Here is a 19,020-nt window from a genome sequence, read left to right as displayed (position 1 = left end):
GCCATGCTCACCCTGCTCCACGTCAAGAGCGAGTACTCGCTCGGCCAGGGCACCGCCACCCCGAGCGAGCTCGTCCGCCGCGCCTCCGACTACGGCTATTCGGCGCTCGCCCTCACCGACGTCGAGACCCTCGCCGGCCAGGTCGAATTTCATCACGCCGCCGGCGCGGCAGGCATTCGTGCGATCACCGGCGTCGAGCTGCGCGACGGCTTCGGCCCCGGCGAGCTCGGCGGAGCGCGCGGGCGCCTGGTCCTGCTCGCCCGCGACCTCGCCGGTTACGCCAGCCTGTGCCGGATCGTCACTCGCCGCCGCGCCGGCGCCCCGCGCAACAATCTCGACGATTGTCTCGCCGAATCGCCGGCCGGGCTGTTCTATCTCGCCGACGACACGAGCGCGCTGTCCGAGCTGCAGCGCGCCGGCGTCGACGCGGCCGATCTGCGCCGCTTGCGACCGCCCGACGATCGCTCGCCGGTCTCCACATTCCGCGCCGTCGCCGATTTCGAGGTCGCCATGCTCGACCGCCACGACCGCGAGCTGCAGCGCCTCCTCGTCGCCATTCGCCAGCAGCGGCCGCTCGCCGACATCGCGCCCGCCGGCGCGGGAGGCCGCAGCATGCCCGACCCGCGGACCCTGCGCGCCTCGTTCGCCGACGACCCCGCCGCGCTCGACGAATCCTCGCACCTCGCCGAGGCCTGCGCGCTCGACCTCACCGCCGTGCGCGCCGCCCTGCCGACCTGGCCCGGCCCCCACGGCGAATCGCCCGAACAGCACATGCACGCGCTCGCTCGCGCTCGCCTGCAGGCCGGGCGGGCCGCGGGTCGCTGGCGTGACGCCGCCTACGACGCGCGCCTCGCCGAGGAGCTCGCCGTCGTCGGCGAGCTCGGCTTCTTCGGCTACTTCGCCATCGTCTGCGAGATCACCGACGAGGCGCGGCGCCGCGGCATCGAGGTCGCCGCTCGCGGCTCGGCCGCCAGCTCGCTGCTGGCGCACGTCCTCGGCATCACCCCGATCGATCCGCTGGCGCACGGCCTGCATTTTCAGCGGTTCCTCCACGCCGGCCGGCGCGAGCTGCCCGACATCGACCTCGACCTGCCGTCGAACCGCCGCGACGCGCTCATCGAGTGGGTGCTCGCGCGCTTCGGCGCCGATCGGGCCGCCCGCGTCTCGACCATGCAACGCCTGGCGCGGCGCTCTGCCGCGCGCGAGCTGGCCCGGGCCCTCGGCGTGCCGCTCGGCGACGACGTCGACGACGACGATCGGCTCCCCGCCGCGCTGCAATCGCCCGCGCACCGGGACCTGCTCGCGCGCCTGATCGGCAAGCCGCATCACCTCTCCGTGCACCCCGGCGGCGTCGTCGTCGCCGAGCCGCACCTCCTCGCCCACGCGCCGCTCGAGCGAGTGCCGAGCGGCATGGTCGTCACGCAATACGACATGCGCAGCCTCGCCCGGCTCGGCCTCGTCAAGATCGACCTGCTCGGCAATCGAGCCCTGAGCGCCCTCGCCGACGCGCGCCGATTCGCGGGCGACGACGGCCTCGCGCCCGCGGACGACCCGCGCACGCTGCAGCTCGTCCGCGCCGTCGACACGCTCGGCTGCTTCCAGATCGAGAGCCCCCCGGTGCGCGCCACGTTGAGCAAGCTGCCGATCGACGGGGTCGACGACGTCATGGCCGCGCTCGCCGTCGTCCGCCCCGGACCGGCCTCGGGCGGCGCGCGGGTGACCTACATCCGCCGCGCCCGCGGCGAGGAGCCGGCGCTGGCGCAGGACCCGCGGCTGCAATCGGTGCTGCGAGCCAGCCGCGGCATGATGATCTACGACGAGGACGTCACGGCCAGCATCGCCGCCATGACCGGCTGGTCTTTGGAACAGGCGGACGCCGCCCGCGCGACCCTGGCGGCGGCCGAGCCCGCCGCCCTGGCCCCATTGCAGCGGCGATTCCTCGCCGCCGCCGGCCCCGACGCGCTCGCGGTGTGGGACACCGCCGTCCGCTTCGCCGCCTATTCCTTCAACAAGGCCCACGCGGCCGGCTACGCTCACCTCGCCTGGCAGGTCGCGGCCATGAAGGCGCACCACCCGGCCGCGTTCGCCTGCGGCGTGCTCGACCATTACGGCGGACATTATCCGCTGCGCACGATCGCCGCCGACCTCTCACGCCACGGCGTCCGCCTGCTCGCCCCGACGGTCGCCCACGCCAATGTGCACACCACGCTCGCGCCCGAGGGCGTACGCGTCGGCCTCGGCCACGTCAAGCACCTCACCCGCGCCGCCATGCAGCAGATCGTCCACGCGCGGCCGTTCTCCGACCTCGCCGCGCTGCTGCGGGCCGTCCCGCTCGGCGCGCGCGAGCTGCGGGCGCTCGTGCTGTGCGGCGCCTGCGACGACCTCGCGCCGCTGTCCGCCGACGCCTACCCGATCGCTCACGAGGAGCTGCTCGCCCGCCTCGAGCGCGACCGCGATCCGGCCGCCCTCGTCGACTTCGTCGCGCGCGCTCCCGCGGGCCCCGCCGCCGACCTCTACCGTCGCCTCGTGCGCGTGCGCAACGAGCTCACGTTCTTGCACATGCACCTGTCCGATCACCCGCTGCGGATCCTCCGCGACGAGGCGCGCCGGGCCGGCTGCATCACTGCCCGCGAGGTCCCCGGCCGCGCCGGCCGGCAGGTCCGGGTCGCCGGACTCATCGCCGCCTCGCGCCGCCACCGCGACGCCCGCGGGCGGACCATGCAATTCGTCACCCTCGAGGACGAGACCGGCCTCGTCGAGGCCGTCGTCGCCGCCGACGTCTACGCGGCGCTCGGCGACCCGATTCGCAACCCCGGCCCGGTGATGCTCACGGGCCGCGCGGTGGTCGACCGCGGCCACGCGCACGTCGACGTGTCGCAGGTCCTGCCGTTCCACCGCCGGCCTCGGCCCTTCGCCGACCTCGCGCGACGCTGACGCGGCGCCGCGTCAGCGCTTCTTGCTCGTCTTCTGGCTCGTCTTCTTGCTCGTCTTCTTGCCGGTCTTCTTACCCGCGCTCGCGGCCTTGCGGCGGCGGGTCTCCCAGCCCTTCTTGGCCGCCTCGCTGCGGCTCGCCGCGGTGCGGCGCTTGCCGCCGACGCGCCCGCCCTTGCGTGACGACGAGCGATCGACTTTCTTGCCGCGCCCGCTGCCCGACTTTTTGCCTCCGCCCGTCTCCTTGTTGACGGTGGCCCAGGCCCGCCGCTCGGCCTCGTCTTCACCGACGCCGCGCTTCTTGTAGCCCGCCTCGATGTGCTCGGCCTGGCGCTTCTGCTTGTCGGTGTACTTCTCCTTGCTTCCACGTGGCATGGCGAATCTCCTCTCACGGGTCCGCCGGGAAAGTTGGCACACACGCGGGCCGCGGCAACACCCGGCCCGCAGGTTTCGTCCGACCGATCACGGCCGGATCAGAACGGCACGCCGCAGCACTCGCTGGCGGCCGCCTTGAACGCCGCCGGATCCATCCCGGCGCACACCCCCGGGTCGGGGCACGTCTTGTAGTCGCTCTCGCCGTCGTTGCAGGTGCACGTGCCCTCGGCGCACACGAAGCTGACCCCGAGCGCGTCCGGGCACTCGAGGATCGCCACGCAGCGGTCCTCGGCGATGAACTCCGGCTCGGAGATGCAGTCGCCGCAGCCGACGAGGTAGCTAGCGGCCGGCCCGAAGCAGGGGGCCTCCGCCCCGGCGGCGGCGCCGTTCCACTCCTCGCACGTCAGCCCCGCGAGGCATTGATTGTAGGCGATCGAGCCGCACGTGCACGCCGGCGTCGGCTTGAACGCGTTCGTCACACACGTCTCGGTGCACGCGGTCGGGTCGACGTCGTCGCAGTTCGAGAAGTTCGCGCACATCTCGGCGCACGCCGCCTCGAGGTCTCCGGCATCGGCCTCGCAGGTCACCGGTTCACCCGTGGTCCCGTCCGTGGTCGGCTCGGTCGTCGTCGGCTCCGTCGTCGCGTCGGTCGTCGTCGTCGCGTCGGTCGTCGTCGTCGCGTCGGTCGTCGTCGGCGGCTCCGCCGTCGTCGTGGGAGCGGTCGTCGCCTCGGTGTCGGTCGCCGAATCGGCGCCCTTCTCGGGACAAGCAGTGAGAAAGACGATCGCGGCTGCGCCCACACCGCGGGCTGTCCGCATCAGCGGGTTCGTAAGGTCAAGTTGCATGAATCACAGGATGTTTCAGCGGCCTCGACTTGTCCATCGCGCCCGGGGGTGTGGCCGCGACGACACAGGCGACCGCCCGAGGGCTTCAGTTCCCACATACCGAACAATCACCCACTCGATGGTGTGATTGCTCGAGGTCCTGTGAATCAGACGAGAGCGCGATCGCCCCGCGCAGCTCGCGCGAATCACTGCAGGCGGAAATCGGCCTTGGCGCGCGCGTGCGCGATGCTATGGCAACCCCATGCACCTGCGACCTCTGCTTGGCATGATGATGATTTCGTGGTCCGGCCTCGGACTGCTCGCGTGCGGCGACGACGGCAGCGCCTCGACCACCGACGCGACCACCGACCCGACCACCGACGGACCGACCACCGACGGGCCGGCCACCGACACGACGCCCACCACGACCACGCCCACCACCACCGCGCCCACCACCGGCGGCAGCGAGGGCGACAGCACCACCACCGGCGACACCTCGACGACCGGCGACAGCACCTCGACCGGCGACGAGCCCGGGCTCGCCTGTCATTCGCTCGAGCTGCCGGCCGCCCTGGTCGACGACGGCGATTGGGACGACGGCCTCACGATCTCCGGCTTCGCCGGTTACGACGGCCTCACCCCGAGCGTCCACGACTTCGCCCGCGACGCCGGCGGCGACCTGCTCGCCGTCGGCTACTTCCATTACATCGGCACCGACGCCGTGCACCCGTTCGCCCGTCGCGAGGGCGGCGCGTGGCTCGAGGACCCGAGCCTCGGCGTCGCGCTCGAGCGCCCGACGATCTCCGCCGTCGCCGCCGACGACGGCGGCCGCGTCGCGCTCGCCACCTACTCCGCGCTGCCGGCCGACCTCATGCAGCGCAAGGGCGAGATCTTGCTCGCCGACGGCGGCGAGTTCGAGGTCGTCGCCACCTTCCACGGCGCCGTGCGCTCGATGACGTGGTACGACGGCGAGCTGTGGGTCGCCGGCGTGTTCGTCCTCGACGACGAGCCGGCCGCCCCGCACCTCGCGGTGTACGGCGACATGGGCTGGCACGAGCCGCCCGGCGGCGCGCTCGCCGGCGCCGGCGCCTACGAGCTGACCGTCGACGACGACACCCTGCTCGTCGGCGGCAACTTCACCGGCGTCGGCGGCGTCGCGGCGCAGTCGGTGGCCGCCTGGGACGGCGCCGCCTGGACCGCCTTCGATCTGCCGAATTCCACAGTGTACGCGCTCGCCCGCGACGGCCAGGGCGACCTCTACGCCGGCGGCCTGTTCTCGGTCGAGAACAGCGTCGAGACCGGCGGCATCGCCCGCTGGTCCGGCCAATCATGGCAGTCGGTCGCCGGCGGTCTGGCCAATCCGAGCTTCCGCGGGGTCGTCTCCGACCTGGCCCTACGGTCAGGTGATCTGTACGTCGCTGGCTGCTTCACCTCGGCCGGCGGCGTGCCCTCCGATCCTGCCGCGATCCCGACCGGCGGCGTGGCTCGCTGGGCCGGCGGCGCGTGGGAGTCGCTGACCGACCCGGCCGCGGGCGTCGGCTCGGCGTGGTTCTCGCCGCTCAAGTGCGGCGACGAGGGCCCGGCGGCGATCTGGGAGGCGCAGTACCAGCGCATGATCGTCGACGGCGAGCAGATCGTCCTCGGCGGCGCGTTCTCCGGCGTCGACGCCGTCGCCTCGCAGAGCGTCATCGTGCTCGGCGCCGACGATCAGTGGGTCGCCGAGGGCGAGCCCGGGCGCGGCTTCTCCGGCGCCACGCGCTCGCTCGCCGTCGGCGGCCCCGAATGTGCAGTGCACGTCATGGGCGGCGTGACCCACGCCGGCGCGCTGAAGACCGACGATCGCGTGCTGCGCGACGACGGCGACGCCTGGACGCCCGTCGGTCCGTCGATTCCCGCGGGCGCCTATTGTTGGCAGCTCGCCATCGACGCTGCCGGCACGCCGGTGCTCGGCTGCGACCTCCCGCCCGAGGACGACCAGCCGCCCGCCGGCGGCGTCCTGCGGCTCGAGGACGATTCGTGGCAGGTCGTCGGCGAGCCGTTCGTGCAAGGAGGCGTCGCCGCGCTCGGCTTCGATCCGAACGGCGCGCTGTGGGCCGCCGGCGGCGGCAGCGAGGGCTTCGTCGCCCGCGAGGACGCCGGGCTGACGATCGTCGGTGAGAGCAACGGCCGCGTGTCCGCGCTCGCGTTCCGCCCCACCGCCCCCGGCGAGCCGGTGCAGGTCGTCGTCGGCGGCTACTTCAGCGAGTTCGCCGGCATGCAAGTCGGCGGCGTCGCTCGATTCGACGGCGAGGCCTGGCAGTCGCTCGGCGACGGCGTCGTCGGCAGCGTGCTCGCCGTCGCCTACGCCGAGGACGGCGCCATCTACGCCAGCACCGCCGACGACGGCACCCCCGGCCGACCGATCCTCGCCCGCTGGGACGGCAATGCCTGGACCGACGTCGCCACGCCCGAGCCCGGCCCGGTCGACGCCGGCTACGCCTTCTATTCGCTGCTCGCCCGCGGCGAATACGTGATCGCGTCCGGCTTCGCCTGGCCCAACTCCGATCAACGCAACATCTTCGTCTACGACGGCGCCACCTTCAAGAGCCTGCGCGGCGGGGCGACCGCGATCTACGTCGAATCGTCGGCCCTGGCACACAACGGCCTGTGGTTCGGCGGCACGATCGCCGAGGCCGGCCCGCCGCAAGCGCGGCGCTCCTCGGTCGGGATCGCCCACCTCCGGTGAACTCCCGCGATTCCGAGTCACCTCACCACCCGGTCCTGCATGCGCTCCTCGCATGCGGCTCCGGGTGGCGCCTTGTAGAAAAAGGAAGGACCTCGAACACGAGGCTGTCCCCGATGCCGAACGCCGGTTTGCCTGGGTGGTTCGCCGTCGGCGCTCGCGCACATCGCCTCTCCGGTTCATCGCCGACGAATCGCCGTACCCGTGGGCGCCGCGGGTGAATGAACCGTGTCCCGGGCCGCGGCCCGCGGCAGAAATACCAGCAATCGCGGTTTTGCGCGAAACCGCACCCTGTGACGTTGCGCCGTCGGACCAGGGAAAGGCACCGTCGCACCCTCGGTGTTCGTCGGTCTTCCGCGAAATTCACGCGATCGGGTTCCCCACGAATTCCCGCACACACGGGCCTGCAGAGCGTAGCGAGTGCGCAGAACTCCTCGTGGTGTTCGAAGCCGCCCGCCTGCGCGATCGCGCAATGTTGCGCTGTTCCGGCGTTCCGGGGCATCATCCGGGGGTTCGATGAAGAGCGGCCCATGAGCTATCTCGAGCCAATCTCGGCGATGAACCTCGACCCGGCGGGGTGGCTCGACGCACAGGGTGTCGTCGCGGCCGAGAACGACAGCTGGACGCCTGCCTTCGGGCATTCACCGAACGACCTGGTCGGCAACCCCTCGATGGGTCTGTGGCCCCCGCAGGAGGCCGAGCACCTCGGCCGCTGGCTCGTCGAGCTCGAGGCCGCCGGGCACGGCACCCCATTCATCGTCGAACTCCCGCTCCGCCAGGAGAGGAAGCAGCAGCAACGCGTATGAAGTCCAACAGCAAGCGACCGATCACGATACTCATCGCCGACGACGATCCGGAGGATCGCATGCTCGCCGCCGAGGCGCTCAAGGAGAGCCGCCTGGCCAACGACATCCGCTTCGTCGAGGACGGGGAGGAGCTCCTCGATTATCTCCTGCTGCGGGGCCGCTTCGACAACCCCGACGACGCGCCGCGTCCGGGCGTCATCTTGCTCGACCTCAACATGCCGCGCAAGGACGGCCGCGAGGCGCTGCGCGAGATCAAGGAGAACCCCGAGCTGCGGCGGATCCCGATCATCGTGCTCACCACCTCCAAGGCCGAGATCGACATCTACCGCAGCTACGACCTCGGCGTGAACTCGTTCATCGTCAAGCCGGTCACCTTCGACTCGCTGGTCGAGGTCATGCAGGTGCTTCGCAAGTACTGGTTCGAGATCGTCGAGATCGCCGCGGAATAGGCATGCACGAGCCGGTCGACGTGCTGATCGTGGACGACGACGAGGACGACGTCATCCTCGCCGGCGACCTGCTCGGCGACATCACGGCCGGCGAGTACCGGGTGCGATGGATCCAGTCGTATCAGGACGCGGTGCACGCGCTCGTCACCACCGCGCCCGACGTGTGCCTGCTCGACTACCGGCTCGAGGCGCGCACCGGCCTCGACCTGCTCCGCGAGGTCCGCGGGCTCGGCTGCGACGTCCCGATCATCTTCCTCACCGGCCAGACCGAGCGCGAGCTCGACGTCGAGGCCATGCACGCCGGCGCCGACGACTTCCTGATCAAGGGCAGCTTCACCGCGCGCGAGCTCGAGCGGGCGATCCGCTACGCGATCGAGCGCGCGGCCACGGGCGCCGCCCAGCGCCGGCTGACCGAGGAGCTGCGGCTGATGCAGGTTCAGGCCCAGCGCAGCAGCCAGGCCAAGAGCACCTTCCTGGCCAACATGAGCCACGAGTTCCGCACGCCGCTCAACGCCATCCTCGGCTACAGCGACATGCTGATCGACCAGGCGCGCGCCGGCGAGTTCGACGCCATCGAGGACGACCTCAACCGGATCCGCGCCGCCGGCAATCACCTGCTCGCGCTCGTCACCGACATCCTCGACCTCAGCCGGATCGAGGCCGGGCGCCTCAGCCTCGCGCCCGAGCGCTACCAGCTCGCCGCCCTCCTGCGCGAGGTCGTCGACGCCATCGCTCCGCTGATCCACCGCAACGGCAACCGCTTCGTCTACGCCCCCGCCGACGAGCTCGGCGAGATGGTGGCCGACGCCACGCGGGCCCGCCAGATCCTGTTCAACCTGCTCTCGAACGCCGGCAAGTTCACGCGCAAGGGCGTCGTCTCGCTGGCCGTCACGCGCCGCGAGGCCCGGCTCAGCGACTTCAACCAGCGCGCCGGCGACCAGCCGATCGAGGGCATCGAGTGCGTCGAGTTCACCGTCGCCGACTCCGGCATCGGCATGACGCCCAGGCAGATGGAGCGGCTGTTCGAGCCGTTCTCGCAGGTCGACGACACCGGCGGGCGCCGCTTCGGCGGCTCGGGCCTGGGCCTGGCGATCAGCCGTCGGCTCGCGCGGGCCATGGGCGGCGAGCTGCGGGCGCGCAGCGAGATCGGCCGCGGCTCGTCGTTCCGCCTGTCGCTGCCGTCCGACATCACCGCCGCCGCGCGCTGGCGCGGCCTCACCCCCGAGCGGAGATTCGCGACCGGCGAGCGCGGCCAGCTGCCGATCGTGTTCGTGCTCGGGCCGACCGACGGCTTCGGCCGGGCCCTGCGCGATCAGCTCGCCGACGTCCAGCTCGACATCGTCGTCGAGGCCGACCTGCGCCGCGGCGTCAAGCTGGCGCGCGCGCTCGGGCCGACGCTCATCGCCGTCGAGCTCAACGTCGGCGCGCCCGCGACGCTCGTCACGCTCGGGCAGCTGGCGCGCGAGCCCAGCCTGCAGGAGGCCGGGCTCCTGGTCTACCTGGTCGACGAGCCGGCCCAGTTCGGCTGTCTCCTCGCCGCCGACGGCGTCGTCAGCGCCCCGCTGCAGGCGCTGCAGCTGCAGCGGGCCGTCGAGCGCCTGTCCCCGGGGACATCTCGGCCGCTGCACCTGTGGTCGAACAGCGCCGGCCTGTTGCAGCAGGCCAGCGAGATGATCCGCCACACCGGCCGAATCGCCGCCCCGACCAGCGGCACCGGCGAGGGCCACGAGCTCCACCTCGTCCACCTCGCCGCGCCCGGCGCCTCCTGGGGCCTCGCCGTCGGTCACGCGCCCGCCCGCAAGGACGCGCCCGCGGTCGTGCTGGTCGCCCCCGACGACCCGCGCGCCGTGCCGAGGACCTTCGCCGCCGAGATGCGCGCGCTCGTCGAGCAGGCCGGCATCCCGCGCGACGCCCTGGTGCGCGAGGCCGGCGCCGCGGTCGTGGCCAAGGTCCCCCGCGAGTAGTACCGCTCGCTCACAGCAGCGGCAGGCCGTTGTGCTTCACCGGCAGCTGCAACAGCGCCGGGTACGGCGTGCCGGGGAAGATCCCGTAGTGACGCGTGATGGCGAAGCTCGCCACGTACAGCGTCTTCTTGCTCTGCTTCGTCGCCCCGAACACCAGCGACGACGGCGCGTCGAGCAGCCCGCCCTCGGCGATGATGTCGATGTCGCCGTGCTTGTCGATCGCTACCAGACGGTCCTGCCCGTTGACCGCGACGAACAGCGTCCCCTTGTCGTCGAAGGCGATGCCGTCGGCGCCGGCGAGCGCGTCGAAGTCGTCGGCCCAGATCTCGATCGCGCCGGGCGAGCCGTCGCACTCGATCTCGACGCGGAGGATCGTCCCGTAGTCGAGGTTCGACAGGTACAGGTTGTTCTTGTGCTCGTCGAAGGCGATGCCGTCGACGCCGAACCTGGACAGCACGAGGAACGGCTCGTCCGGGTTGCCCGCGAGCTCCGGGTCGGCCAGCCACACGTCCGGATGACCGTCCTCGTCGATCTTCCACACGAGCCCCTTCAGCGGGTCGGTGACGAACAGCTGGCCGTGGTCGTCGAACGCGATGTCGTTGGGGTAGCCCGTCGAATCGAGCGTGGCGTACGTCGACACCGCGCTGTCTGGGTCGATGCGAAACACGAACGCCACCGGCGGCGTGGGCGAGATGCTGCCGGTCGCGACATAGAGGTCGCCGTCATCGCCGAACTTGAGGCCGCCCGCCAGCACGCCGGTCGGCAGCGGCAGAGTCGCGTACACGCTCACATGGCCCGACGGAGTGATCTTCTTGATGTGTGCCCCCATCGAGGCATAGATGTTCCCGTCTCCGTCGGTCGTGATCGACTCCGGCAATTCCCCGCGCGCCGGATTGAACGCGGCCACAGTCGACAGTTGTCCGCCGGCCGCCGCGACCCCTGGCACGAGAGACATGAGAAGCGCCGCAGAAAATGACACCAGCAGGCTCCGACGCATGACACGACACCTCTCCTTCACCGGCCGGAGTATAGTGTCGCGGCGCGCCGGCGAGGATCACCGAAAGATCACGAGAGTCGGCGCACTGTGCCGTGAACCCCTGACGCGTGGGCGAACCCTCGCAGGTACGCCGCGGATCTCGCGAAATCGACGTTGGGCCCCGCGCCCCGACTTGCTATCCTGCCGGCGATGACACGCTCTGGAATCGTCGCTCACGTGATGCGGCGCACCGCCCCCGGTCCGCGCGGCGGGCTCCTCGGCAACCTCCCGGATGTCGCGCAGGGCCGCATGTTCGAGCTCCTGCATCATATGTGGCGGGCCCACGGCGACATCAGCTGCGCCCGGGTCGGCACCAGACTGCTCTATCTCGTGGTCCACCCGGACCACATCCAGCATGTCCTCGTGACGCGCCGGGAGAACTACACCAAGGCGATGCACCGCGCCCGCCCGCTCATCGGCGACGGCCTGCCCGCCAGCAACGGCGAGCTGTGGGCCCGCCAGCGCAAGCTGCTCACGCCGCGGTTCCAGGTCGGCGCCCTGCCCCAGTTCGCGCCCCCGCTGCGCGGCGCCATGGAGCGCCTGCTGGCCCGCTGGCAGGCCGCCGCGGCCCGCGGCGACGAGCTCGACCTCGCCGACGAAATGATCGCCCTCACCCTCGACGCGATCCTCGGCTCGCTGCTCGGCGAACGCCTCGACGACGAGGAGGCGCGGCTGCGCGGCGCGATCCGCGACGCCGTCGACTTCGTCGCCGCCAGCGGCCAGCTGTTCCGCGTCCCGCTGTCGTGGCCGACCCAGCGCAATCGCCATTTCCTGGCCGCCCTCGCGGTAATCGATGAATTCGTGAGTCGCGCGATCGATGCGCACCGGGCCCGCCCCGGCGACGATCCCGATCTACTGACCTTTCTGTTGCGTCACGTCGGCGACGGTCAGGATACTCCCGAGGTCCGGCGATTGATCCGCGACGAGTCCGTGAGTCTACTGCTCGGCGGCCACGAATCGACCGCGCAGGCCCTCACATGGTTGCTTTATTGCCTCGACCTCCACCCCGAGGCCCGCGCCCGTGTCATGTCCGAGGTCGATGCATTCGGCGACGCGCTGCCGGTGGTCTCCGACCGCCTCCGCTTCCCCTTCCTCGCCGCCGCCGCCCAGGAGGCCTTGCGCCTGTATCCGCCGTTCTGGGCGTTCCCGCGCCACGTCGTCGCCGACGACGAGCTGGGCGGCTACCTCGTGCCGGCCGGCGCCACGGTGATGTTGTGCCCGTACCTCACGCACCGCCACCCGGCGTTGTGGGACCAGGCAGAACGCTTCCAGCCCGAGCGCTTCCTCGGCGGCGTGGCCCAGGGCCGGGCCCGCGCCAGCTACCTGCCGTTCGGTTACGGTCCGCGGACCTGTATCGGCAATCACATGGCCACGACCGAGATCGTGCTGGCCACCGCGGCGCTCCTGCGCCGCTTCGAGGTCGAGCGCGTGCACCACGCCCCGGCGGTCGCCGAATTTTCCACGACCTTGCGACCCCGCGGCGGGGTCCGGGTCCAATTGCGGGCGCGTCAAGACGCCAGCGCGCGGTCTACATAGTCGAGGACATTGAGACGATCGACGCGTGGCCAGCCGCGGTCGTGGGCAAGTGTGAGCAGGGGCGGCCCCGCTTCGAACACCAGGGGCCGACCCACGACTGCGAGGACTTCGAGATCGCCGGGCCCATTGCCCAGCGCGATCGACCGCGACAACCCCGCCCCGCGCGCCGCAGCGAATTTTTGCAACAAGGTCAGCTTGCCCCCGGGCGCCCCGGGCATGAACTCGCAAGCCCCGGTGTATCGACCGGCTTCGACCGTGAATAGCGAGCCGTGGCAGTCCGCCACGCCCAGGTCCGCGGCGAGCAGCGCCACGATCTCCTGGGGGCTGGAGGAAACGATATAAGGCGTGACACCCGCGTCGCCGAGCCGCGCGATCAGCGGCCGCACGTACCCGAACAGCTCGTGGCGTAGCTCCTGCCAGATCGCCTGCGCCAGGGCGACGAGCTGCGCCTGCTCCACGCCCGCGAGCGCGGCCCCGTAAGCCGCCGTGCTGCGCGCGACCATCTCGGGGAAATCAATGGAGCCGGCCCGCAGCTGGCCGACGGCCGTCATCACCTCCGCGATCGCGTCGCCGCGCCCCAGCCCGCGCTGACTCACCTCACGTAGCAGCGCCAGGCCGATCGTCCGCGGGTGCATCGTCCCGTCGACATCGAGGATTGCCACGCGTGCTGCCGAGTCGTCGTGCGTCATTCCCCGATCATAGCGGAGACCCGGCTCATGCTCCACACTGAGGCCCCACGCAGGACCGGGGAATTCGCAGGTCGATGCGATTGACGTTGATCGCAACCAATATTTCGAGTAGCTCTCGAAATCGATATGTTCCGACAAGTGGGCGTGCTCGAACAGATCGAGCCGGCGCTAGAGCGTGCCGTAAATTTCGTGCTGGATCATCGCTTGCCCGACGGACGCCTCGCAGGTGGTTGCGCCGGGCGGGCCCTCGAGAGCGCTCTGACGCTGCACCTGTTCCGCCTCCACGGCCACGGCCCGGCGCTCCAGGCGGAGATCGAGGGGTTTTGCCGCCGCTCCCTGGCCGACGACGACGACGGCCCGAGCCACGCCGGCCGGCTCGATCGCACGCTTTCGCGCATCCTCTGCGAGCTGGTGGTCCACGGCAGCCTCGGCGCCGACGGCCTAGCCTCCCTCCATCGCACGCTGGCAGAGTTCGATCATCCGACGCTGTGGCGCAAGCGCGTGCTGATCGAGGTCATGCTCGTCGAACTCGGGGCGCTCCCCGCCGGGCAGAACGTATTGCCTCTCGCGGTCGCCCGCGCCGAGTCGTCGCACCTCTGGGTCTCGATCCTGCTGATGTCGATTCGCGTCCTCCAGCTGTGCCACCTCGACCGGGCCGCGGAGGTCGGCGACGTCGAGGTGGCGGCGATCCTCCGCGCCCAGGCGCCCGACGGCAGCTGGGAGCAGCACGTCCTCGTCACCTGCGTGGCCCTGCTCGCGCTGACCCGCCTCGGCCGCGCCGCGCCGCGCTGCGCTCTCGGCCTCAATTTCCTCGCCGGACAAATGCGGCCCGGCGGCGGGGTCCCGTTCATCACCAACGAAGACGTGTGGCTCACTTGCCTCGCCGGCCTCGTGCTCGCCGAGGCGCGGCTGCCCGCGCACGAGCTGCGGCGCAGCGAACAATTCTTGGTGTCACTGCAACGACCCGATGGCGGCTGGGCCTACGCCGAGGGCGTGTCGCAGACCGACGCCGACGACACCAGCATCGCGCTGTCACTGCTGGCCCGCCGCAGCCCGCTGGTCTACCGCTCCAGCATCCGCCGCGCCGTCGCCAACCTGCTCGCGCTGCAGAACAGCGACGGCGGCTTCCCGACCTTCGTCCACGGCGCCGCCTCCGAGGCCGAGATCACCGCCAAGTCGATCATCGCCCTGCGCCACAGCGGCATCGCCCCGCCCGAAGTCCTCGACGCCGCCTGGGCCTGGCTGGCCCGCGCCCAGCAGCCCAGCGGCGGCTTCCGCGGCGAGTGGAAGCTGTGCGTCACCTATCCCGCCTTCCACGTCCTCAACGCCGCCGCCGGAGAGCGCCAGGGCAGCCTCGCCGCCGACATCCGTCGCCGCTGCGTCGGCTTCCTCCGCGACCTCCGCCGCGCCGACGGCAGCTGGCCGATCCACCCCGACGATCGACACGGCCACCTGCTCAGCACCGCCTACGCGCTCGGCGGTCTCGTAGCTTGCCCGGGCAGCCTCACCTCGCGCGAGCTCTACGAGTCGAGCCTCGTCTTGCTCGCCGGTCAGGATCGCAACGGCGGCTTCACGTCCGCGCCCGACTCGCTCGGCCCGCGCCCGTTCGTCTACGACGTCCCCATCCTCGCCACCCTCTACAGTATCTGGGCGCTCGCTCGCGTCCGCGACCTGCTGTCCGGCCGCGGCGACGAGGTCCCGTTCGGCGCGCCCACGCCGCGCCCGCCGGTGTTCATCCACGAGCGCATGGGCCCGCATCACCCCGCGCGTCTACAACTGAGAGGACCCCGCGCGCAGTAAACATCTTCGCTGTCGGAAGCCCGAGCAGGCCGTCCTGCTCCGCGACAGCGACAGTTCGACCGCCTACGTCGAGGCCCGCGACGTCGTCGTCGGCCATAGGCCAGGCAGTCGCTCGGAGACATGTCTCATCGGCCATGTTTATGACAACATGGCCGTGAGAGCATGCTTATTCAGTCATGCGCTGCGATCACACCGCAGCCGCGGTGCACTTCATGTCGGCGCGGGATAGCGGTCGTGATGCCGAACCCACACCATGGCGCACGAATGCCCTCCTCCTGGCGGCCGAGCGGCGAAATTGTCGTGGTCCGCCCGGCCGACGGACAAATTGTCGGACCACCGCCCGCCTCGGCAAGGGCGAGGACAGCGAAGTGGCCTGGATCGACGGCTTGAACACCCTTGCGTCGGATCGGTTCGTCATCGGGGTCTCCTGCGTCGGCGCGGCGCTGTGCCCCTCCGAGCTCGGACGCCTGGCCGCCGAAGGCGCGCCGGAAGAGGCCCTGGACGCGCCTTTGGCCATGAGCGCCGGCGTCGAGGCCGGCGGCGGCGGCAAATTCTGGTGTGCGGGCGAGGGGGGAAAGCTGTGCGGTGTCCGGCGCGCGCGAATCAATTGGTCTCGCCGGATTGCGCGTCATCACGAGCGAATGGTCGAATCGCTCCAGATCGAAATTTCGCATGAGTCACCGATGTGTGACGCGGACGCGCCCGCGCCGGACAAGGTCGTACCGATTTCGGAACACTTCCTGCTTCGACCCGATCCATCGCGCCGCTCGTGACACTACACCCATGACCCCGCTCGACAGCCGCTAGACGCGAGCGGGACCATGGAGACATCATGCGTAAGTTCTATCGAGCCGCTTTTCACTGCTTCCTGTTCGCCCTCGGCTTCGTCGCAGCCTGCGACCAGGACGATATCTCTCCACGCCAGGGTGAATGGGAGCCTATCATTTGCGAAGGATCCGGCAGCAGCCGGTGCCCGGCAGGCCTCGAATGCATCGACGACTCCGGCGCCGCTTGTGACTTCGAGAAAGACCCCAAGTGCTTCGGCGAGTGCCAGCCGATCGACGGTCTGTGCGGCGGCCCGCTCGACCTCGCCTGCGCCGAGGGCTGGCTCTGCGTCGACCTCGCCGACGGCTGCGACCCCGAGCGCGAGAGCGACTGCCTCGGCGGCTGCCGCCCCGACCCCGACGCCGAGCCCCAGCCGTCCCCCATCGGCTCGTGCGGCGGCGAGGACGGCGCCGTCTGCCCGGAGGGTGAATACTGCGCCGACCTCGACGACTCGTGCCACCCCGAGCGCGGCCACGAGGGCTGCGAGGGCGTGTGCCGGCCCGAGGAGGAGCCGCTCCTGTGCGGCGGCCTGGCCGGCCTGCGCTGCCCCGGCAAGCTGGCCTGCGTCGACGATCCCACCGACGAGTGCGACCCGAACGCGGGCGACACCGACTGCGTCGGCACCTGCCAGGAGCGCCCGAGCCGGCGCCGCTACGTCAGCTACTCGCGCGAGGAGTGCGCGGTGATCCAGTTCCCCTGCGCCTACGACTGGAAGCCGTTCTTCGAGGAGTCCGGCTGCGGCTGCGAGTCCAGGTGACACGATTCGCGGGCGGCGGGCCCGACGGCCCGACTCGATAGCTCACGGCACCGACGGACCGCCGCGCCCGCCCGGCGAATGGGTGATATGTCTTCAGGGACATATCATCCATTCGCCCCGCATTCACTTCTTGCCCTTCGGCCCGCCGCCGCCGCCCTTCCCGCCGCCGGCCTTGGCTCCGCCGCCGCCCTTCGGCCCGCCGGCGTGTCCGCCGCCGCCCTTCGGTCCGCCGGCCTTGGCTCCGCCGCCGCCCTTCGACCCGCCGCCGCTCTTCGGCCCGCCGCCACTCTTCGGCCCGCCGTGCGCCGAGTGCTTCGGCCCGAGGGAGCCGCCCGTCGCCCCGTGGCCCTTGCCGCCGTGCTTGCCGCCGCCGAAGCCCTTGCCGCCGTGCCCGGGCCCGTCGCCGCCGTGCCCGTGCCCGTGCCCGCCGCCGCCGAACCCCGCGTGACCCGAGAATTTCCCGCCGCCGTGCCCCTTCGCGTGGCCGGGCGGCAGGCCGCCGGTGGCCTTCCAGTGGCCGTGCTTGAGGTGTCCGGGCGGGATCCACCGGCCCGTCTCGGCCTCGATGTACACGCTGTGGTACGCCGGCCGGTCGACCACGAACGCCCACGCGAGCAGCGGCTGGGCCACCACGACCATGCTGGCCTCGAAGCGCGCCGGCGCGACGAACGTCAGCGCCTCGGCGTGCACGGCCGCGCCGGCCGAGAAGTGCACCCCGGCCGAGAAGCTGGCCGAGAACGACACCTCGCTGGTCGCCCGGCTCGCCACCACCGACGCCGTCGCCAGGTCGACCGCGTGCACGACCGTCGCGCGCGACGACGGGATCACCTTCATCTGGAAGTCGACGCGCGCGTCGCTGCGGACCTCGACCACCTCGACGTGGTCGATCTCGCCGTCGGCGTCGACGTCGATGCGATTGATCCCGGCCTCGGGGTCGTTGACCGCCAGCTCGAGCTCCTCCGCGGTCTCGATCGTCCCGCCCTGCACCAGCGCGGTCACCTCGGCCAGGCGGAAGCTGTCCGCCTGCAGCTCGATCGACGCGCTCGCGGGCGCGGCCGCGACGACCGCGACGTCGGCCTGCGCGTCGACGGCCGCCTGCGCATCGACGGCCGCGACGACCTCGGCGTCGGCCTGTGCGCGGCTCTCGGCCTGGGCGACGACGGCGGCGTCGCAGCCGAGGGACAACAGGAGGGCGGTGGTGGCCAGGATGGTTCGTGCCATGCTCGCTAGACCGCCGCCGCCCCCCCGCTTCCAACCAGGGGGCGCGCGCCCTCAGCCGGGGATGATCGCCTGGCAGCAGCCGGTCTGGCAGAAGAGGCCCTCGGGGCAGTCGCTCTGGCCCATCTCGTCGATTTCGCACGGCTGCGCGTCGCCGTCGCACGACGACTCGTCGCACCCCGGCGGCGGCTCGGTCTCGCCGAAGCACACCTCGCACTCCTCCGGGTGGCACTCGTCGTCGCAGTCGGGGTTCTTCGTGCACTGCCGGCACGAGTCGATATTCGCCAGCGAGCAGTCCAGGTCGCCGAGGAAGATGTCGTAGGTCATGCCGTCGACCTCCACCGTGCAGCAGCCGAAGCAGTCACAGCCGTTCGGCACCTGGCAGGTGTCGATGCACTCCTGCGGCTGCTCCGCCGGGCAGTTGTTGAAGTTCTCGTCGTACGGGCACTTGTCGCCGCCCGGGCTCTTCGGGTCGCACTTCAGGTCCCACGCGCAGTCGCCGGCCCCGCCGCCCGAGTTGCCGTCGAAGAAGCAGTCCTGCTTGCACGGGTCCATGTTGTCGCCCGGCAGGCCGGTCGCAAACGAGTCTTCGCGGTCGTCGCACGGCGACACACACTCCGGGTCGGCCAGGTCGAGCAGCCCGTCGCCGTCGTTGTCCATGCAGTCGCCGCAGGCGTAGGTCTTCCCGTCGCACATGAGGGGCACGCAGGTCCCGCCACCCGTCGTCGTCGTCGTCGTCGTCGTCGTCTCGGTCGCCGTCGCCGGCGCGGTCGTGTCGGTCGTGCTCGTGCTCGTGCTCGTCGGCGCCTCGGTCGTGGTCGGCTCGGCCGTGGTGCTGCTCGTGCCGTCGGTGCCGGTCGTCGGACCGGTCGTCATCGTCGTCGTCGTCGCGCTCGTGATCGTCGACGTGCTGGTGTCGCTGGCGACCGCCGTGTCCGTCTCGCCCTTTCCCGACCCACTGCAGGCCAGGAGGACGCACACCCCGATGAGGTAATTCTTCGACATGCCGACGATGCTGTCGCCGGTCGCGCCGAAACGCAAATGTTATTATCGCCCGTGAACGATGTTGCTGACCCGTAATCGTGCGA

General features: G+C 71.3%; 14 protein-coding genes and 1 pseudogene. 9 read left to right on the top strand and 6 right to left on the bottom strand.

The genetic code is table 11. From position 1 onward, the window contains the following. Nucleotides 1–3: 3 nt before the first annotated feature. Nucleotides 4–2,934, top strand: a complete 2,931-nt coding sequence (locus K7C98_RS23855; RefSeq protein ID WP_224194051.1) for a PHP domain-containing protein — start codon at nt 4–6, stop codon at nt 2,932–2,934. Nucleotides 2,935–3,021: 87 nt separating this feature from the next. Here the strand turns inward: K7C98_RS23855 and K7C98_RS23850 are convergent. Together K7C98_RS23850 and K7C98_RS23845 are read right to left on the bottom strand one after the other, a co-directional pair. After that, nucleotides 3,022–3,306: pseudogene (locus K7C98_RS23850) on the bottom strand (plasmid stabilization protein); the annotation flags it as partial. A gap of 98 nt (nt 3,307–3,404) precedes the next feature. After that, nucleotides 3,405–4,151, bottom strand: coding sequence for a hypothetical protein (locus K7C98_RS23845; RefSeq protein WP_224194049.1), 747 nt, complete (start codon nt 4,149–4,151; stop codon nt 3,405–3,407). Nucleotides 4,152–4,392: 241 nt separating this feature from the next. Here K7C98_RS23845 and K7C98_RS23840 point away from each other — a divergent pair, with 241 nt between their 5' ends. The 4 genes from K7C98_RS23840 to K7C98_RS23825 all read left to right on the top strand — a co-directional run bounded on the left by K7C98_RS23840 (nt 4,393) and on the right by K7C98_RS23825 (nt 10,071). Beyond that, nucleotides 4,393–6,855 carry a hypothetical protein gene (locus K7C98_RS23840; RefSeq protein WP_224194048.1) on the top strand — a complete coding sequence of 821 codons (2,463 nt, stop codon included), beginning with the start codon at nt 4,393–4,395 and terminating at the stop codon, nt 6,853–6,855. A gap of 527 nt (nt 6,856–7,382) precedes the next feature. After that, on the top strand, nt 7,383–7,658 hold the full coding sequence (locus K7C98_RS23835) for a hypothetical protein (RefSeq protein WP_224194047.1): 276 nt from the start codon (nt 7,383–7,385) through the stop codon (nt 7,656–7,658). Then, nucleotides 7,655–8,107, top strand: a complete 453-nt coding sequence (locus tag K7C98_RS23830) for a response regulator (protein WP_224194046.1) — start codon at nt 7,655–7,657, stop codon at nt 8,105–8,107. The genes K7C98_RS23835 and K7C98_RS23830 overlap by 4 nt, the downstream gene beginning before the upstream one ends. Before the next feature lie 2 nt (nt 8,108–8,109). Further along, entirely contained in the window at nt 8,110–10,071 is a 1,962-nt protein-coding gene (locus K7C98_RS23825) for a sensor histidine kinase (RefSeq protein WP_224194045.1), read from the top strand. 10 nt (nt 10,072–10,081) lie between these two features. On the opposite strand, the gene K7C98_RS23820 is transcribed toward K7C98_RS23825, so the two are convergent. Next, nucleotides 10,082–10,978 (bottom strand): SMP-30/gluconolactonase/LRE family protein, encoded by an 897-nt coding sequence (locus K7C98_RS23820; protein ID WP_224194044.1) that lies wholly within the window; start codon nt 10,976–10,978, stop codon nt 10,082–10,084. Between the two features lie 279 nt (nt 10,979–11,257). Between K7C98_RS23820 and K7C98_RS23815 the strand changes: the two genes are divergently transcribed. Continuing rightward, entirely contained in the window at nt 11,258–12,643 is a 1,386-nt protein-coding gene (locus K7C98_RS23815; RefSeq protein ID WP_224194043.1) for a cytochrome P450, read from the top strand. Here the strand turns inward: K7C98_RS23815 and K7C98_RS23810 are convergent. Next, complete coding sequence (locus K7C98_RS23810) at nt 12,616–13,332, bottom strand: HAD family hydrolase (RefSeq protein ID WP_224194042.1); 717 nt, start codon at nt 13,330–13,332, stop codon at nt 12,616–12,618. The two genes, K7C98_RS23815 and K7C98_RS23810, sit on opposite strands and share 28 nt — an antisense overlap. Nucleotides 13,333–13,536: 204 nt before the next feature. Here K7C98_RS23810 and K7C98_RS23805 point away from each other — a divergent pair, with 204 nt between their 5' ends. The 3 genes from K7C98_RS23805 to K7C98_RS23795 all read left to right on the top strand — a co-directional run bounded on the left by K7C98_RS23805 (nt 13,537) and on the right by K7C98_RS23795 (nt 16,714). Then, nucleotides 13,537–15,132 carry a prenyltransferase/squalene oxidase repeat-containing protein gene (locus tag K7C98_RS23805; RefSeq protein ID WP_224194041.1) on the top strand — a complete coding sequence of 532 codons (1,596 nt, stop codon included), beginning with the start codon at nt 13,537–13,539 and terminating at the stop codon, nt 15,130–15,132. A 176-nt stretch (nt 15,133–15,308) separates the two neighbouring features. Then, nucleotides 15,309–15,905 carry a hypothetical protein gene (locus tag K7C98_RS23800; RefSeq protein ID WP_224194040.1) on the top strand — a complete coding sequence of 199 codons (597 nt, stop codon included), beginning with the start codon at nt 15,309–15,311 and terminating at the stop codon, nt 15,903–15,905. Nucleotides 15,906–15,964: 59 nt separating this feature from the next. Further along, nucleotides 15,965–16,714: a hypothetical protein gene (locus K7C98_RS23795; RefSeq protein ID WP_224194039.1), complete on the top strand. Its 750-nt coding sequence runs from the start codon at nt 15,965–15,967 to the stop codon at nt 16,712–16,714. A 123-nt stretch (nt 16,715–16,837) separates the two neighbouring features. Here K7C98_RS23795 and K7C98_RS23790 read toward each other — a convergent pair whose 3' ends face one another. Both K7C98_RS23790 and K7C98_RS23785 read right to left on the bottom strand, forming a co-directional pair. After that, nucleotides 16,838–17,935 carry a hypothetical protein gene (locus K7C98_RS23790; protein WP_224194038.1) on the bottom strand — a complete coding sequence of 366 codons (1,098 nt, stop codon included), beginning with the start codon at nt 17,933–17,935 and terminating at the stop codon, nt 16,838–16,840. Between the two features lie 51 nt (nt 17,936–17,986). Continuing rightward, nucleotides 17,987–18,937 carry a hypothetical protein gene (locus tag K7C98_RS23785; protein ID WP_224194037.1) on the bottom strand — a complete coding sequence of 317 codons (951 nt, stop codon included), beginning with the start codon at nt 18,935–18,937 and terminating at the stop codon, nt 17,987–17,989. Nucleotides 18,938–19,020: the final 83 nt, after the last annotated feature.

This window comes from Nannocystis pusilla (genome assembly GCF_020073745.1).
GTDB lineage: Bacteria > Myxococcota_A > Polyangia > Nannocystales > Nannocystaceae > Nannocystis > Nannocystis radixulma.
This window is presented reverse-complemented; position numbering and strand designations above follow the sequence as displayed.

Excerpts from the sequence above, each read along its gene's own strand:
- K7C98_RS23855 (WP_224194051.1), top strand. The coding sequence starts at position 4 with ATGCTCACCCTGCTCCACGTCAAGAGCGAGTACTCGCTCGGCCAGGGC.
- K7C98_RS23845 (WP_224194049.1), bottom strand. The coding sequence starts at position 4,151 with ATGCAACTTGACCTTACGAACCCGCTGATGCGGACAGCCCGCGGTGTG.
- K7C98_RS23840 (WP_224194048.1), top strand. The coding sequence starts at position 4,393 with ATGCACCTGCGACCTCTGCTTGGCATGATGATGATTTCGTGGTCCGGC.
- K7C98_RS23835 (WP_224194047.1), top strand. The coding sequence starts at position 7,383 with ATGAGCTATCTCGAGCCAATCTCGGCGATGAACCTCGACCCGGCGGGG.
- K7C98_RS23830 (WP_224194046.1), top strand. The coding sequence starts at position 7,655 with ATGAAGTCCAACAGCAAGCGACCGATCACGATACTCATCGCCGACGAC.
- K7C98_RS23825 (WP_224194045.1), top strand. The coding sequence starts at position 8,110 with ATGCACGAGCCGGTCGACGTGCTGATCGTGGACGACGACGAGGACGAC.
- K7C98_RS23815 (WP_224194043.1), top strand. The coding sequence starts at position 11,258 with ATGACACGCTCTGGAATCGTCGCTCACGTGATGCGGCGCACCGCCCCC.
- K7C98_RS23810 (WP_224194042.1), bottom strand. The coding sequence starts at position 13,332 with ATGACGCACGACGACTCGGCAGCACGCGTGGCAATCCTCGATGTCGAC.
- K7C98_RS23800 (WP_224194040.1), top strand. The coding sequence starts at position 15,309 with ATGCGCTGCGATCACACCGCAGCCGCGGTGCACTTCATGTCGGCGCGG.
- K7C98_RS23795 (WP_224194039.1), top strand. The coding sequence starts at position 15,965 with ATGCGTAAGTTCTATCGAGCCGCTTTTCACTGCTTCCTGTTCGCCCTC.
- K7C98_RS23790 (WP_224194038.1), bottom strand. The coding sequence starts at position 17,935 with ATGGCACGAACCATCCTGGCCACCACCGCCCTCCTGTTGTCCCTCGGC.
- K7C98_RS23785 (WP_224194037.1), bottom strand. The coding sequence starts at position 18,937 with ATGTCGAAGAATTACCTCATCGGGGTGTGCGTCCTCCTGGCCTGCAGT.